Consider the following 14,621-nt stretch of genomic DNA (forward strand, 5'->3'; position numbering starts at 1 on the left):
TAAAGCATACCTCTTTAATTATTTTTGTTTTACGCTTCTAAGCCTTTTTTAAGTTCGCTTGGCTTCATTGGTAGGTCACGTAAACGAACGCCTACAGCATTAAACACTGCATTACCAATAGCAGGAGCAACCCCTATCACCCCAGGCTCACCTAAACCAACTGGAAACTCATCGCTTTGTAAAAACTCGATGTCCATATCTGGCACATCTTGCATTCTTAGCGGTAAATAAGTATTAAAGTTAGTCGCTGATACCTGTCCATCTTTATACGTATTTGACTCATGCAATGCAAGGCTGCTGCCCCATAGTAACGACCCTTCAATTTGCGCCAATGCGCCATCAGGGTGAACTATTAAGCCCGCATCTACAACAACATAAAGCTTTTTAAGCGTTATTTTACCACTATCACGGTTAACGTGAACATGCGCTGCGGTTGCAAGCCATGCTGGCATTGTGCGTTCTTGCCCTGAGCTTACAGAAAAACCAATGCCTTCGTCTTTCGCCAATTTTACAGAAGCTACTTTGTCTGACACTGTTTTAAGCACATTACGTAAGCGCAGTGCTCCGCCAACGCTCTCAGGCGCTTTACCCGCTTGCTTGCCTTTACCATCTAACATTTCAATTCTAAATTGAACAGGATCTTTGCCTTGCTTATGGGCAATTTCATCAATAAACGACTCAAGACTCCATGCAATCCAGCCTGGCCCTACTGAACGTAACCAACCTGGATTAAAGGTGCTTTGCGCAACTTCATTATTAATAGCGCGTGCACGATGACTGCTCATGCTGTACCAATGATCAGCGCCTGATGCTGAAAATGCATCAAATTTACCTTTGCCATCAACACCCGGTGATAAAAACCCTGGTGCCATGGCTTTAGTAGGCCAACCAGCGGCAAATGCATGTTCCATTCCTGTGAAGGTACCATTTTTGTCAAACGACGCCGTCAATTTTGCAGCAGATGCAGAACGAGACTGATCGAATAAGCTATCGTCTGCTCGTGTAAATACCAGTTTTACTGGTTTACCTACTGCTTTTGCAGTTAGAGCTGCAGGTACAGTCCAATCACCAAATAATCGACGACCAAAACCACCACCTAAATAGTAAGGACGAATAATTACTTTGTTTTGTTCTATATCAAGTGCTTTAGCAAGCGCAGGTAACGTAAGTGACTGCCATTGGTTACCTGTATGAATAATCCAATTCCCGTCTTTAAACTCTGCAACCGCATTTAATGGCTCTAGCTGATAATGGCTCGCTGTCGCTGTGGTATACATTGATTCTAACGACTCATTGGCATCGGCTTGGGTTTTCTTTATATCGCCTTCATCAACAAACAAAGTACCCGAGTCGCGTTGCTCGCATAATCGCTTACCTTCTTTTTGAATATCAGCTTCAGATATATTTGCCGACTCACCTTTTTTGTAACTCACCTTTAAAGCATCTACTGCTTTAATGGCACTTGGATAACTATCAGCTAATACAACAACCCAGCCTTGCACTGTGTTACTAGGGTCATTTAAAATTTCATAGCCTTTGTAACCTTTAATTGCTTTTGCTGCACTATCGTCAACGTTTGTCACTGTACTGCCATAACGAGTTGGTGGAATAACTGGACGCGCGTACAGCATGCCTTCAACTTCTACATCTATCCCATATACTGCAGTACCATTTGTTTTGGCTGGTATATCAAGCGCTTTAAAGTCTTGTTTAAGCCCAGTTAAATGACGTTTATTAGCAGGTTTTAGTGGCAAGTTTGCAACTTCATCACTTGTGAATGTACGATTAAATTCGCCCTTTTTAACTATGTCTGCGTAACTAACCGATTTTTCGCCTGCAATAATATAGCCCTTTTCGGCACGACATTTGTCTGAAGGCACGCCGAGCATTTTAGCTCCGGCTTCTATTAATGCAATTCGACCTGCAGCACCGGCTTGAGATAATGGCTTAAAGCTTTGAAATACAGACCACGAACCACCCGTTACCATAAAGCCCCATTTTTCATGAGTATCTACGTAGGTAATTGATACTTTATCCCAATCACATTCAAGTTCATCAGCCACAATCCGCGCAAGAGCAGTACCAATATGTTGACCCATTTCAGCTTTTGCAATACTTACTTCTACAGCGCCGTCGGTGCTCATAGTCCACCAAATGGTGGGTGAAAAAGCTTGTTGCGCAATTGATTCTTTTGCACTTAGCGAACCCGAAAATAACGCAGGGGCAAACGCCATGACTAAACCTGCGCTAGCAGTGCCAATCATGAACGAGCGACGATTTAAATTAACGGTTTCGCTATTTTTTTGAAATAATTTTTTCATTATCGGCTCCAGTTAAGCGTCTTGTGCATTTGGATCAAATATATTTACTACACTTTGTGACTCATCTGCAGCGCGTTGAATAGCAGTTTTAATACGTTTATAAGCCATACAGCGACAGTAGTTACCATTCATATGGCTTACTATCTCTTCATCTGAAGGACTTGGATTAGCTGCCAGTAATGTAGCCGCTTGCATTATTTGCCCAGACTGACAGTAACCGCACTGTGGTACTTGCTCTTCAACCCATGCTTTTTGAAGTGGGTGTTCGTTATTAAGTCCTTCAATTGTGGTAATGTTTTTTCCTGCAATTGCGCCAATTGGTAAAACACATGAGCGAGTTGCCTGCCCATCTAAATGCACCGTACACGCACCACACATTGCAATACCGCAACCAAACTTCGTCCCTTTTAATCCAATTTCATCACGAATAACCCATAACAATGGTGTATCTTCACTTGCGTGTGATTCAACCACCTTGCCATTAATTGTAAACGTCACCATAGCTTGCCCCTTGATTAAGCTTTATAGCCCCAATATTAGTTAATACGTTGGCTTTTACCGTTAAAATTGTTGTAACTACTCACTCTAAAAACATCATTTACTATGTAATACCCATTGTATTCACAGCTAAATACTTTAAACATAATCGTAGTTACAACTGATATAATTAAATTACTTTTTGTGAACTTTTAATTCATGCTTCGCTATAAAATTACTCAGCTGCAGTTGCGTATCTATATCTACACTCGCACTACTTAAATTAATTGTATTGACGACTTCACTGCTGGAACGCAGTAATTGCTGTGCCCCCTTATCAGAAGTTAAGCTTGTAAGCTTTGATAAATCAACCGCTGGGAATATAGCGGGTACACCTAAACGCTCGCCATAGTTTGCACACCAGCGCGAGGATTCACGTGTGAAACCTGTAACTAATGCAGCTAGATCTTGCGTTTTAAGCTCAACCTGATCGGCAAGCATAAATAAAATTCCATCATAAGCATGGTGTTTAGATAGCGCTTGCGAAGCGACAGCAATTGAAACACCTAAGCCGTCATCCCATCGTTTGTTTTCAATAATATGTATATTTGAATGCCCGCTGAGTGCTTTTACTACCTCTGCGTGCCACTTTCCTGTAACTACATATACGGGTGAATCATCAAGCGCTTGCAGCACTTCAACCGCTCGCTCAATCATTGTTTGCCCTAAGCCCACATCAGCTATTAACTTACAACCATCAAAACGAGATGATTGACCTGCTGCCAACACTACTTTTGCAATTAGCACGGCTCTTGCCCCCAATGGCTCAGTGATTGGGCATCTTTATCACACAGCACTGCATGTATTTCACTGATCAGCGATAGTGCAATACTCTCTGGCGAGTCGCCCCCTAAATTTAAACCGACAGGCCCAAAAACAGGAGACTTAATTTGTGACACATCCGTATTTGCGTGCTCTAAAACTTGCTCACGCCTGTGCTTAGGACCCAATAACCCTATATATTTAAACGGTACATCTTTAAATTGAGCCAACGTACTGGCGTCAAGTTCAACGCTGTGAGCCATTAAAATAGCCGCATCGACTTTATTAGTTATGCAATATTCTTTTAACTCACTCGGTGTGATGCGCAAAATAGCATCTGCATTTTTAAAATATTGTCTTTTTGCATTAGCCGCGCGTGTATCCCATACCGTTACACTCCAACCAAGTTGTTTGGCAAATGTATAAACCGGAACTGCATCTGCTCCACCACCTACTATTAATAGATGGGGCGGTGGATAAATAGAGGTTTGCAAGCACGTAGCGCCTTGTAATTCTACCAACTGCGCTTTGCGGTTCATTGATAAGCCATGCAACTCATCATTTTGCGAAAATACACCACTACCGGCTGGCAAAATGGGGCTTACTTGTTGAAGATATCGCCCCGGTTTATTCTCATTAAGTGCTTTAGATACAAGCTCTAACTGTAAATAGTCATTAGCTTTATGAATGGGCTGCAGTAAAATATGTACTATGCCCCCACAACCAATGCCAAGTTGAAAGGTTAAATCGTCTTCATCGGTGGCATCATAACTAATGGTTTTGCTGCTTAAACTACTCATTACTTGTTTAGCATGGCGTTGTATGTCAGCTTCTAAACAGCCACCCGAAAGCATCCCCAAGCGCTCGCCTAGGCTCGAAATAAGCATCATAGCCCCTAGCTTTCTGTAACTAGAGCCTTCAATTTTGTACAAAGTAGCTAAAACCCATTCTTGGTTATCCCTATCGGGATACCAAGTGTTTAAGATACTTTTCAAATCTGTAACCATATATTGCCCTTTAAAAAGCATTTTTGCGTTTAAAAACAAATCAGCCTAAACAGCTAATTTAAAACTTAATAATTCACGCACAATTTAGTTTTCTATTATATCGTTTAAGGTCTCAATTAACTCATCAAATTGATCATTAACGCTTTGGCGTTGTTTATCATTTAGAGTTGAGTTTAATTCGTAGAGTAAATTTATATATAAATCTAAATTTGCTTCATTGGCTTTCAATAGTGCGTCGCTCATATATAGTTCGCGCTCTTTAATAACTGTACTCAACTGATTTATAAATTCTTTTTTTGTTATTTCAACATTTTCAAATACCTGTTTGGCTGCATTCAAACGGGTTTGTTTGTATTCCAACCACAACATTCCAGAGTCTTGATGTTGCTCATTAGTTGATTTAATCAGCGCTTTTTGTTGTTTATTAAGCTTGCCGATCCATTGCTCGTAGTATTCAAATTGCTCTTCCAAACGCTCACTTTTTCGCTCAAGCAGGGTTTGTTCGTCAAACTCTTCACGTTCGTCGTTAATTTTTATTTGAATATTGTTTAAAAGTTCTTCTCTTTGCTCACTTGATAAGGTTGCTCCAAGCTCTGCTAAAGGCATGTGCGCGTATTCGAGTAAGTTTTGCCAATGCTTTTTAGCAAAAACCACCTGCTCTTTTAACTGATCGTTGCTTAGTGTGTTGTTAAAAAGTGCCTTAATATTTTGAATGTCTTGTTTGTAAGCTGGTAGCTGCGTACTTCTATGCCATGCTTGAGTCGTGTTAATGATCTGTTTGAGCTGCTTATTTTGTGTTTTATTTAAATCAATATAATCATCTACCCAAAATGACGAAAGCCAGCTCAAGTTGTTATAAGTAAATGAGGCTGAACAACTACACAAAAATACCATGCTGATAGCAAAGCACGCATTTATCACTTTTTTAGTTTTTAGGTTATTAAGCATCACTTTCCTTATTTAAAATTTTATACTCATGAAAATCTTATTTGATAATAATTATCATTAAGTATTGACTTGCACGGTAATCTAACTAATAATCATTATCATAAACAAAGTGTACCGACCTCAGTGCCTATGAAAGAATATTCAGCAAGGATGCTGACACATTAAAAGAAGAACGTGCCGCTTCGTGTTATTGCTTACTCGACCCAAGTAATAGCACCAAAGATCACATTTACTTGCTACATTGCTCATATTAGTGACGGTTAATATGACTCAAAAAAGCCCTAACGGGCTTTTTTTATATCTTTAAATTTTCTATAAAATCTGTATCTTACACTTCTTAAACTCATTAGCTTGCCTTGAAAGTCCACCGTGCTGTTATTTACATTTTATACGCACGATCTTATAAGGTGCCGGCTTGCGTTTACACTAAAGCTGGCGTAAAACATAACAGTAGACCCCTTTTTTGCATCTATTTATAGTAGCCGATCTAGTCTTTACATAAATGTATTGGGTATTAAACGTTTATAATGTGCAAATAGTGCAAAAATTTAATAAATTAGCATTTAACTATGGCCTGTTGAACTTTTAGGATTAAAATTTGTTCTATCTAGGCGCTATTTAATCGCCGCGCAAAGTTTGTAACTTAGTAAGCTCATTAAAAAACCGAGCAGCAAAGAGCAAACCGTCTCAAGGGCGAGCCTAAATAGCAGTGGGTGTTTAACCTAAAAAATGTACTGGCTCTAAAATCTATCGAAACTATTACTAATTGGAGACATTAATATGTCACAGTTTAATTTAAAAGCACTCGTTCTTGCTGGCGTTTTACTTGCCAGCCCTTTTGCTCATGCAACATTAGAAGATGGCATAAGAGCAGCTAACGAAGGTGAATTTGCAGTCGCCCTAAAAGAATTCCAATACCTAGCAGATAAAGGCTTTGCGCCAGGAATTTACGAGCTAGCTAAATTATACGAAGGTGGGTACGGTGTAACACGCGATTACCGCAAAGCTGCTGCACTTTATCAGCAAGGCGTTAAAAAGAACCATGCTGATTCGATGTTTGCGTTAGCTGTTTTATACGACGAAGGTAAAGGCGTAAAGCTTGATCACCAAATGGCTGTTACTTTATTTGAAAAAGCAGCCAAGAAGAATCTACCTGCAGCTCAATTTAATTTGGGCGTAATGTACGCCAATGGCGTGGGTGTTACACGAGACTATGAAGCGGCACGTAACTGGTACGAAAAAGCAGCTGCAAACAATTACTCTTTAGCGCAATTTAATTTAGCCCTCATGTATTTTGAAGGGCTAGGTATGCCAAAAGATCTAGAAAAGTCATATATTTGGAATACTATCGCTGAGTACAACGGCAATATGCAAGCGAGTCATAGCCGTAAACTTGATGAGCGTAAAATGCTGCCTAAAGAAATTGAAGAAGCTAAAGAAAAAGCCGATGCCATTTATGCAAAAATACAAGTGGGTACCTATGCTGGCGAAGGTCGCTTATTTTAAAGGTTAGGAGTTTAATACCTTAGTTTAAAACTAATCTAAAAAAGGCTGAATTACATAACGTAATTCAGCCTTTTTAATATATCTTGATTTAGCAAGTTAAAAGTCTATTTTACTTTACCAAATCAACAACTTATCATTTTATGTAAAGCCACTTTAGTAGCTTAATAAGAAGTTTGCTTTGTTTTAGCAGCATAACAATACGAGGATTAAACGAGCCCGATACTAACGTATTTTTAGCATGGCTAAACGTTAAAAAACCTTCTATACCATGATAATGCCCCATTCCTGAATGCCCTACACCACCAAAAGGAGCATCGTCAGCAGTCACTTGCACTAAGGTATCGTTTATTGCCACAGTGCCACTGATTGTTTGCTTCATAATGTATTCTTGAGCGTGCTTATCTTGGCCTAAAATATAAAGCGCTAATGGGTGGTGATGAGCTTTAATATAGTCAATTGCGCTGTCGAGCTTTTCATAACTCATTATTGGTAGTATTGGACCAAATAACTCCTCTTGCATAAGCTGCATTTCGTCAGTTACTTGTGTCACTAAATGCAGACCCATACGATGCTTTTCTGCATCTTGTTGGTTTTGTTCAAGTGGCTTGATGATGTTTGCGCCAAGCTCTTGGGCTTGCTCTAAGTAGGTTGCCAAACGTTTATAGTGTGCATCGCTAATAATAGAGGTTAAGTTTTTACCTTCAACACCGTCTTTAAAGTGCTTTTTATACAGCTCGCATAATTGCTGAATAAGCTGATGCTCAAGCGCCTTGGGTACAAATACGTAGTCGGGTGCAACGCATATTTGCCCTGCATTGGCCATCTTGCCAAACAGTAAAGCTTGTGCCGCTTTTTTAATATCGGCATTTTGCGTAATTACAACTGGCGATTTACCACCGAGCTCAAGCGTTACCGGCGTTAAATTACGACTTGCTGACGCCATTACTAATTTACCTACGTTCGTTGAACCCGTAAATAATAAATGAGCGAATGGCAATGATGAAAACTCTGCTGCAACATCACTCCCCCCTTGTATTATTTTACAATGCGCTTGCATGTCGTCATTAAATATTTTTTCGATAACGGCGTTTGTATACGGTGTAAACTCGCTTAATTTGAGCATAACTCTATTACCGGCAGCTATGGCGGTAAGCACAGGTACTAACGCTAACTGAATCGGGTAATTCCACGGTGCAATAATACCAACCACACCTTTGGGCTGATAATTAACACTTACTTTTGAAGGCCATAAGCTTAAACCTACAGAACGATTACTTGGCTTTGTCCATTTTGGTAATTTTTTAATAATGTGCGCGAGTGTTTGCACTGTAGGTAATATATCGCCAAGTAAGGTATCGAAAGCGGTTCTGTAACCAAAGTCTTTTGAAGCAGCATCCACTAGCTCTTGCTCAAGCTCAACAATACGTACACGGAGTTTTTTCAATAAAACGAGACGTTTATCAAGCGGCGAGTAAGGCATTTCGAGAAAGCTTTTTTGCAATTCATCAAATTGGGGAATTAAAGGCATTGCCTGTGATGTCTTAGTGCTCAAAATAGGTTACTCAATTTTTAAAGTTATTAACGACTATAACCTTGTTCTGTTTTTCGAGCAATAACACTAATTATCTAAAAAAGAGCTTCTTAAGCAATATAAATAAACATAAAGAGTAGCTTTGTTTAAATTGTAAATATAAACAAAACTACTCTGGTAATAGGTTGGTTGGAACTAATTTAATGGATAGTTAAAAATTAAACACTTGGGCTGCAATCGTCATTGTAACCAGTGTTATTAACGCAATTGCTACAATATTTAATACAAAACCCGCTCTTATCATATCGCGCATTTGTAGTTGACCTGAACCAAAAACAATAGCGTTAGGCGGTGTCGCTACAGGCATCATAAATGCACAGCTACATGCAATAGCGGCAGGAATAACCCATACCAACGGTGAACCTGTTATAGACTCAGCAACAGGACCTAATAAAGGTAAGAACCCTGCGGCTGTTGCGGTATTACTTGTGATCTCAGTTAAAAACGTAATTAATGCAACAACAACAAGTACGCTCATAACCAGTGGAATTGCGCTTGCGCCTTCAATCATGTGAGCAATAAATTCAGCAAGGCCTGACGATTTAATTTGAGATGCAAGCGTAAGTCCGCCCCCAAACAATAGCAATACGCCCCAAGGCACTTGTGAGGCATTTTGCCAATCAAGAATTCGCTCATCACTGCCTTTATTCGCTGGCATTATAAACAACAGCAATGCCGCTGCGATTGCAATAGTAGTATCTGAAATATTAAGGCCTGTTATGTCACCTAATAAAGGTCTAAATATCCAACAAAGTGCAGCAAGTACAAATACAAATAACACGCCTTTTTCGGCGCGCTGCATTATACCTAGGCTTTTTAACTGCGTTGAAAACACCGCTTTTGTATCAATTTTTTGATCGTTTTTAACATTAGCATCTACTTTATAAGCAAATTTAGTAAGCCAAACCCAGCTAATAATAAGCATACTTAAAGACAGAGGTACGCCTACAATCATCCACTGTGCAAAGCCAATTTCTATTTGATAACTATCAGACAAGTACGCAGCCATTAAAGCATTAGGCGGTGTACCAATTAAGGTTGCAATACCGCCTATGCTTGCACCGTATGCTATCGATAATAATAATGCTTTACCAAAACCTTCATTACTCGGGTCTGATTGCTTAACTAAACTGGTGATCGAAAGCGCAATAGGCAGCATCATTACGGCTGTTGCGGTATTAGACATCCACATTGACAAAAATGCGGTTACCAGCATCATTGCTAAAATTTGCAAGCTTGGCTTTTTACCCGCATACAACATCGTACTTAACGCAATACGTTTATGTAATCCCCAACGCTCCATAGCTATAGAAATTAAAAAGCCCCCTAAAAACAAGAAGATCAAAGGATGTGCGTACGGCGCAGCCACACTTTTTATTGCTGCTATGTCAGCTAAGGGGGATATAACTAAAGGAAGCAATGCAGTTGCCGGAATTGGCACTACTTCGCTCACCCACCACGATGCCATCCAAAATGCTAAACCTGCGGTTTTAAATGCCGCTACAGACATACCCGTTGGTGGATCGAGTAAACATGTTAATAGCATTACTAATGGCCCAAGTATTAGAAAAAGCCATTGAAAATGTCTTTTCTTATCTGGTTTTTGCGTGAGTATATTATCTGTCATGGCAGGCCTCTAAAATTTGTATTTAAGACCAAGCGCAACACTGCTGTCGTCTTGTTCTTCTAAATTAAGGTCGGTGTATAAGAGGTAAGCAGTTGTTTGCTTATCAAATACATAGTCAAGGCCCGTAGTCCATTGCGTTGCCTCAGAAGTTTGACGAAGCAAAGAGTCATCTTTAGCAAACTGTAATTTAGGTACCCATTTATCAAGCGTATAGCTTGCACTTAACACATAACCGTTACCTGATTTTATACCATCTGTTGATTCAGAGTGCTGATACAGTGCACCAAGCTGTAATTGTTCAAATTTATAGGCTGCTGCTATTCGACTTGCATTAATATTATTAAGAGAATCAACATGGCTTAATGATAAGTAATATGAGGTGTTTTTTAAGCTACGGTCACCATAAATAAAGGTTGCTGCAAATCCAGCTTCATTATCTTTATTATCGTCTTTTGGAGCGTAAGTAAACGAAAACTGGGTATTATGCCAATACTTAGACGTGTATGTTAGCGTATCACCAAGTCTGTCTTGTCCTGCAATAACTTGGGCCATATCGCCTTGGGTTTCATTAAAATTATCAACTTTACCCTCAGAGTATTTAAAGCGAGTATCGTTTCTCCCCACTACAAGCTCGCCAAATTCACCTTTTAAACCAAGATAAGTGTTCCTTGCACTAAATGGCTCTTCGGTATCATCTTGCTCAAAGCCTTTTACTTGTACTTCGTATTTAAAAACAACGTTTAAATATTCATTTAATTTGTGTTGCCCTTGAATACCTATACGCGAAAATGGCGCTTCAATCTGCGTGCCTTCATCTGCGTAACGCATGATACCCGTATCTGTATTAGCAATTTGTACTTCGGCTTTACCATAAACGTCATATTCAGTAGCGCAAGCCGTGTACGAGTAAAAAGCCAAGCTACTTATTGAGGTGAGTAAAATAGTAGAGTGTGTAAATTTTATCATTATGTGTCCTAATTATTAGAATCTACTTGTTGTCAGACCTAATAAGGCAACTTTACTGCCAATGGTAAAATACTATTACATTTCAGATAGTTAATTGAGCTTTAATATAAAAAAGAGAACAAATGTGCGGTTTCCCACACATAACAAAAACGAAGTTGTCACATAAACCACACAATTTAGTCAATAAACATATCGCGGTTTAAATTATATTTACTCATTTTATCGTAAAGGGTTTTACGAGCGATTTGCAATGTATCCATCGTATTTTTAATACTGCCATGGTTACGCTCTAGGGCTTCTTCTATTAATGACTGCTCATAAAAAGCAACTTTTTCAGATAAGCTTAAATCGGGAGAAAGCTCACCTTTAGCCTGCGTTTTGCTAACACTAAAAGCAAGTTCTACTCCTAATAAAACCGCGCGCTCAGCTTGGTTTCTGAGCTCCCTTACATTACCAGGCCAGTCGTACGCTAAGAGTCGCTGTTGTATTTCGCTATTAAGAGGTGCTGGCGGCTTGTGATAGCGTGTTGCTGCAATAGAGCTAAAATGCTTAAACAGTAATACTATATCTGCTTTTCGAGCTCTAAGTGGCGGTATATCTACTTTTACCAAACTTAGCCGATAATATAAATCTGCTCTAAATTCACCTTTTTCAACTAACAAAAGCAAATCTACTTTAGTGGCTGCAACAATTCTTATATCTAATTCAATTGCTTTATTATCACCTACTGGAGTTACTTTTCGCTCCTCTAATACGCGTAATAATTTAACCTGCAACGACATTGGGGTACTTTCTATTTCATCTAAAAAAACGGTACCGCCTTGTGCAAATTCAAACTTTCCCTTACGCGTGTGAGTTGCTCCTGTATAGGCACCACTTGCAGCACCAAATAACTCACTTTCTATCAACTGCTCAGGTACCGCGCCGCAATTTATAGCCACAAAGTTACTTGCTGAACGAATACTTTGATCGTGTAAATAACGCGCTACTAGCTCTTTACCGGTGCCAGTTTCACCTTCAATCATTACATCAGCTGGAGTATCTATAACCGTATTGAGTAAATGCATCATATCTTGCATTTTAGGAGTATCACCTAGTATTCGTACACCCGGCGCTGAGGTTTTTTGTACAGCAAGTTTTAGTGCACGATTTTGAATCACTAAGCTACGCTTGTCGCATGCTCTTGCTATGCAATCAAGTAATGTTTCGTTGACTGGTTTTTCAAATAAGTCATACGCCCCTAATTGCATAGCTTTAACAGCAATAGTTACATCGGCGTACCCAGTTAAAAATATAACCGGCAGTTCGCTATCAAACGCCGTAACTTGCTCAAGCAAAGTAAGCCCATCCATTGCAGGCATATTTATATCACTCAGTACAACGCCCATAAAACGTCGATTAAGCTTTGTTAGTGCGGTACTTGCGTCATTAAAACACTCAACTGTATAGCCTTCGAGAGTAAGTAATTGCTTTAATGAATCTCTGATCATCGCTTCATCATCAACTACAATGATGTGCTTACACGGTGAGTTTTCAATCATCTGTTTTATCCTGCGTGCTTGATAGACTGATTATAAACTCAGCCCCACCTTGCAGTCGATTGTGCGCACTTAAAGATCCATTAAACGAGTCGATAATTTGTTTTGAAATAGATAGTCCAAGGCCTAAACCGTTACTCTCTTTAGTACTATAAAAAGGTTCGAAAATATTACCAAAAGCATGTTGCTCTATCCCAGGCCCAGTATCTAAAATTGAGAGTTTAACTCGGTTATCAAAACACTCAACATTAAAACTTAATTTACGTATTATTGCGCCACTCATAGCTTGGCTCGCGTTGGTTATTAAGTTAACCAACACTTGCTCAAATTTAAGTGAGTCAACCCACACTATTAACCCACTATCTAAATTAGGCTGCTCTACGTGTACGTTATCTTGTTTTAGTTGTGAGCTGGCAATCATCAAGGCGTTATTTAATAAACCAGCTAACGGATAAGGCCTTAATTGAGTTTGTGATGGTTTACTAAAATGTTTCAGCTGCCCCACTATTTTGTGTACGCGACCTACAAGCCCCTCAATCACCGTGATGCTTTCGCCAAGTGCGGTGTAATTTTGTTTAGCGAGTAAACGTTTGGCACTTGCTAGGTAAGTATTAATAGCACTAAGAGGCTGATTTATTTCGTGATTAATACCTGCGCTTAACTGCCCAATTGTTGCAAGTTTTGCTGATTGAACTAATGCAACTTGCGTTTTTTCAAGCTCTTGTGTGCGCTCAATCACTTTTTGCTCAAGACTATGCCTTGAGTAAACTAGCTTTTTATAACCCGCAAAACGAGCAAGTAAACTATAACCAATAATCATAACTAAAGCATAAATACTAAATGCCCAAAACAAGCGTATTAATTGAGCTGAATTTACTTTTGTAATATCAACAAGTACGTTCATATGTGCACTAAAATAACGCAGTGGTTTTGTTGCACTCACATAAAGGTTTTTATTAATTTTAAAATGCGAAATACCCTGGCTCTTATATTGAAATTGCTTAATATATACAGGTTGATGATCTAAATAAGCACGGCGTAATTTTATATTACGTCGCTTTGTTATATCAAACTCGCTGAAGCTATTTAAACGCCATGTTTGCATATCAGACATTGCAATTACATTATCACTAAGCTCTAAATAAAAATGGCTACCTTTAGATGTATTTAAAAGCTCTCTGTCGTTTTCAAATTTGCTTACATTCGCTTTTAATACAACAACACCAACCGCTTTGTTGTCGTGATAGACAGCCTGCGAAAAATAAATGCCACGCTCTTTTGAACGCATACCTAGTGCAAAATAGGCCACTTCTTCACCTGCAAATGCACGTTTAAAGTAAGGTCTAAAGGCAAAGTTACTGCCTAAAAATGTGTAATCGGCTTGCCAGTTACTACTTGCTGTTACTGCGCCCTGGGCATTAAGTACAAATATATCTGATGCACCACTTGCCTGTTGTATATCAGCTAAGTAGTTATTTATGGCGTTGTAGTGGGCTTGGTCGCCGTTTGTAAATTCAATCATTAACTGATTATAAGTAAGTAGCTGGGGAATAGCCGAAAAACGAGCAAGTTCAGTATCAATGTAATTATTTAATTGAGTAACCTGACGCTGCGCTTGAGCAGTTGCTTTTTCAATATCGTGAGCGCGGCCTACCCAAAATGTAACAACCAAAATTAATACTAATAATATACATATTGTAATTATTTTTTTAGAAAACGTAAACATGGCCTACCCGAGAAATAGCCTGAAAATTTAAGGTCGCTAGTGTAACGACTTATATGAGACAGGGATATAAACTTTTTGTTAACAAATGAATT

11 protein-coding genes are annotated in these 14,621 nt (G+C 39.1%); 1 reads left to right on the top strand and 10 read right to left on the bottom strand.

Annotated features, from left to right (window positions below):
- Nucleotides 1–29 precede the first annotated feature (29 nt).
- The 5 genes from EU510_RS08070 to EU510_RS08090 all read right to left on the bottom strand — a co-directional run bounded on the left by EU510_RS08070 (nucleotide 30) and on the right by EU510_RS08090 (nucleotide 5,575).
- Nucleotides 30–2,321, bottom strand: a complete 2,292-nt coding sequence (locus EU510_RS08070; protein ID WP_149593046.1) for a xanthine dehydrogenase family protein molybdopterin-binding subunit — start codon at nucleotides 2,319–2,321, stop codon at nucleotides 30–32.
- A 12-nt stretch (nucleotides 2,322–2,333) separates the two neighbouring features.
- A complete protein-coding gene (locus tag EU510_RS08075) occupies nucleotides 2,334–2,822 on the bottom strand; it encodes a (2Fe-2S)-binding protein (protein WP_007582016.1) in 489 nt (162 codons plus the stop codon).
- 171 nt (nucleotides 2,823–2,993) lie between these two features.
- Nucleotides 2,994–3,605, bottom strand: a complete 612-nt coding sequence (locus tag EU510_RS08080; protein ID WP_149593047.1) for an NTP transferase domain-containing protein — start codon at nucleotides 3,603–3,605, stop codon at nucleotides 2,994–2,996.
- On the bottom strand, nucleotides 3,599–4,627 hold the full coding sequence (locus EU510_RS08085) for an XdhC family protein (protein WP_149593048.1): 1,029 nt from the start codon (nucleotides 4,625–4,627) through the stop codon (nucleotides 3,599–3,601). Before EU510_RS08085 ends, EU510_RS08080 begins: the two co-directional genes overlap by 7 nt.
- Before the next feature lie 84 nt (nucleotides 4,628–4,711).
- On the bottom strand, nucleotides 4,712–5,575 hold the full coding sequence (locus tag EU510_RS08090) for a DUF6279 family lipoprotein (RefSeq protein WP_149593049.1): 864 nt from the start codon (nucleotides 5,573–5,575) through the stop codon (nucleotides 4,712–4,714).
- A gap of 780 nt (nucleotides 5,576–6,355) precedes the next feature.
- Between EU510_RS08090 and EU510_RS08095 the strand changes: the two genes are divergently transcribed.
- Entirely contained in the window at nucleotides 6,356–7,081 is a 726-nt protein-coding gene (locus EU510_RS08095) for a tetratricopeptide repeat protein (protein WP_149593050.1), read from the top strand.
- Between the two features lie 133 nt (nucleotides 7,082–7,214).
- Here the strand turns inward: EU510_RS08095 and EU510_RS08100 are convergent, their stop codons facing one another.
- The 5 genes from EU510_RS08100 to EU510_RS08120 form a co-directional block, all read right to left on the bottom strand.
- Nucleotides 7,215–8,609, bottom strand: a complete 1,395-nt coding sequence (locus EU510_RS08100; RefSeq protein WP_149593291.1) for a coniferyl aldehyde dehydrogenase — start codon at nucleotides 8,607–8,609, stop codon at nucleotides 7,215–7,217.
- 214 nt (nucleotides 8,610–8,823) lie between these two features.
- Entirely contained in the window at nucleotides 8,824–10,299 is a 1,476-nt protein-coding gene (locus tag EU510_RS08105; RefSeq protein ID WP_149593051.1) for an SLC13 family permease, read from the bottom strand.
- 9 nt (nucleotides 10,300–10,308) lie between these two features.
- Entirely contained in the window at nucleotides 10,309–11,265 is a 957-nt protein-coding gene (locus EU510_RS08110; protein WP_149593052.1) for a porin, read from the bottom strand.
- Nucleotides 11,266–11,441: 176 nt separating this feature from the next.
- Nucleotides 11,442–12,806, bottom strand: coding sequence for a sigma-54-dependent transcriptional regulator (locus tag EU510_RS08115; protein WP_002959078.1), 1,365 nt, complete (start codon nucleotides 12,804–12,806; stop codon nucleotides 11,442–11,444).
- Entirely contained in the window at nucleotides 12,799–14,529 is a 1,731-nt protein-coding gene (locus tag EU510_RS08120) for an ATP-binding protein (protein ID WP_149593053.1), read from the bottom strand. Before EU510_RS08120 ends, EU510_RS08115 begins: the two co-directional genes overlap by 8 nt.
- Between the last annotated feature and the right edge of the window lie 92 nt (nucleotides 14,530–14,621).

This window comes from Pseudoalteromonas sp. FUC4 (assembly GCF_008370255.1).
Lineage (GTDB): Bacteria > Pseudomonadota > Gammaproteobacteria > Enterobacterales > Alteromonadaceae > Pseudoalteromonas.

Bases quoted from the DNA above. Each gene is read 5' to 3' on its own strand.
- EU510_RS08070 (WP_149593046.1), bottom strand. From the start codon at position 2,321: ATGAAAAAATTATTTCAAAAAAATAGCGAAACCGTTAATTTAAATCGT.
- EU510_RS08075 (WP_007582016.1), bottom strand. From the start codon at position 2,822: ATGGTGACGTTTACAATTAATGGCAAGGTGGTTGAATCACACGCAAGT.
- EU510_RS08085 (WP_149593048.1), bottom strand. From the start codon at position 4,627: ATGGTTACAGATTTGAAAAGTATCTTAAACACTTGGTATCCCGATAGG.
- EU510_RS08090 (WP_149593049.1), bottom strand. From the start codon at position 5,575: ATGCTTAATAACCTAAAAACTAAAAAAGTGATAAATGCGTGCTTTGCT.
- EU510_RS08095 (WP_149593050.1), top strand. From the start codon at position 6,356: ATGTCACAGTTTAATTTAAAAGCACTCGTTCTTGCTGGCGTTTTACTT.
- EU510_RS08100 (WP_149593291.1), bottom strand. From the start codon at position 8,609: ATGCCTTTAATTCCCCAATTTGATGAATTGCAAAAAAGCTTTCTCGAA.
- EU510_RS08105 (WP_149593051.1), bottom strand. From the start codon at position 10,299: ATGACAGATAATATACTCACGCAAAAACCAGATAAGAAAAGACATTTT.
- EU510_RS08110 (WP_149593052.1), bottom strand. From the start codon at position 11,265: ATGATAAAATTTACACACTCTACTATTTTACTCACCTCAATAAGTAGC.
- EU510_RS08115 (WP_002959078.1), bottom strand. From the start codon at position 12,806: ATGATTGAAAACTCACCGTGTAAGCACATCATTGTAGTTGATGATGAA.
- EU510_RS08120 (WP_149593053.1), bottom strand. From the start codon at position 14,529: ATGTTTACGTTTTCTAAAAAAATAATTACAATATGTATATTATTAGTA.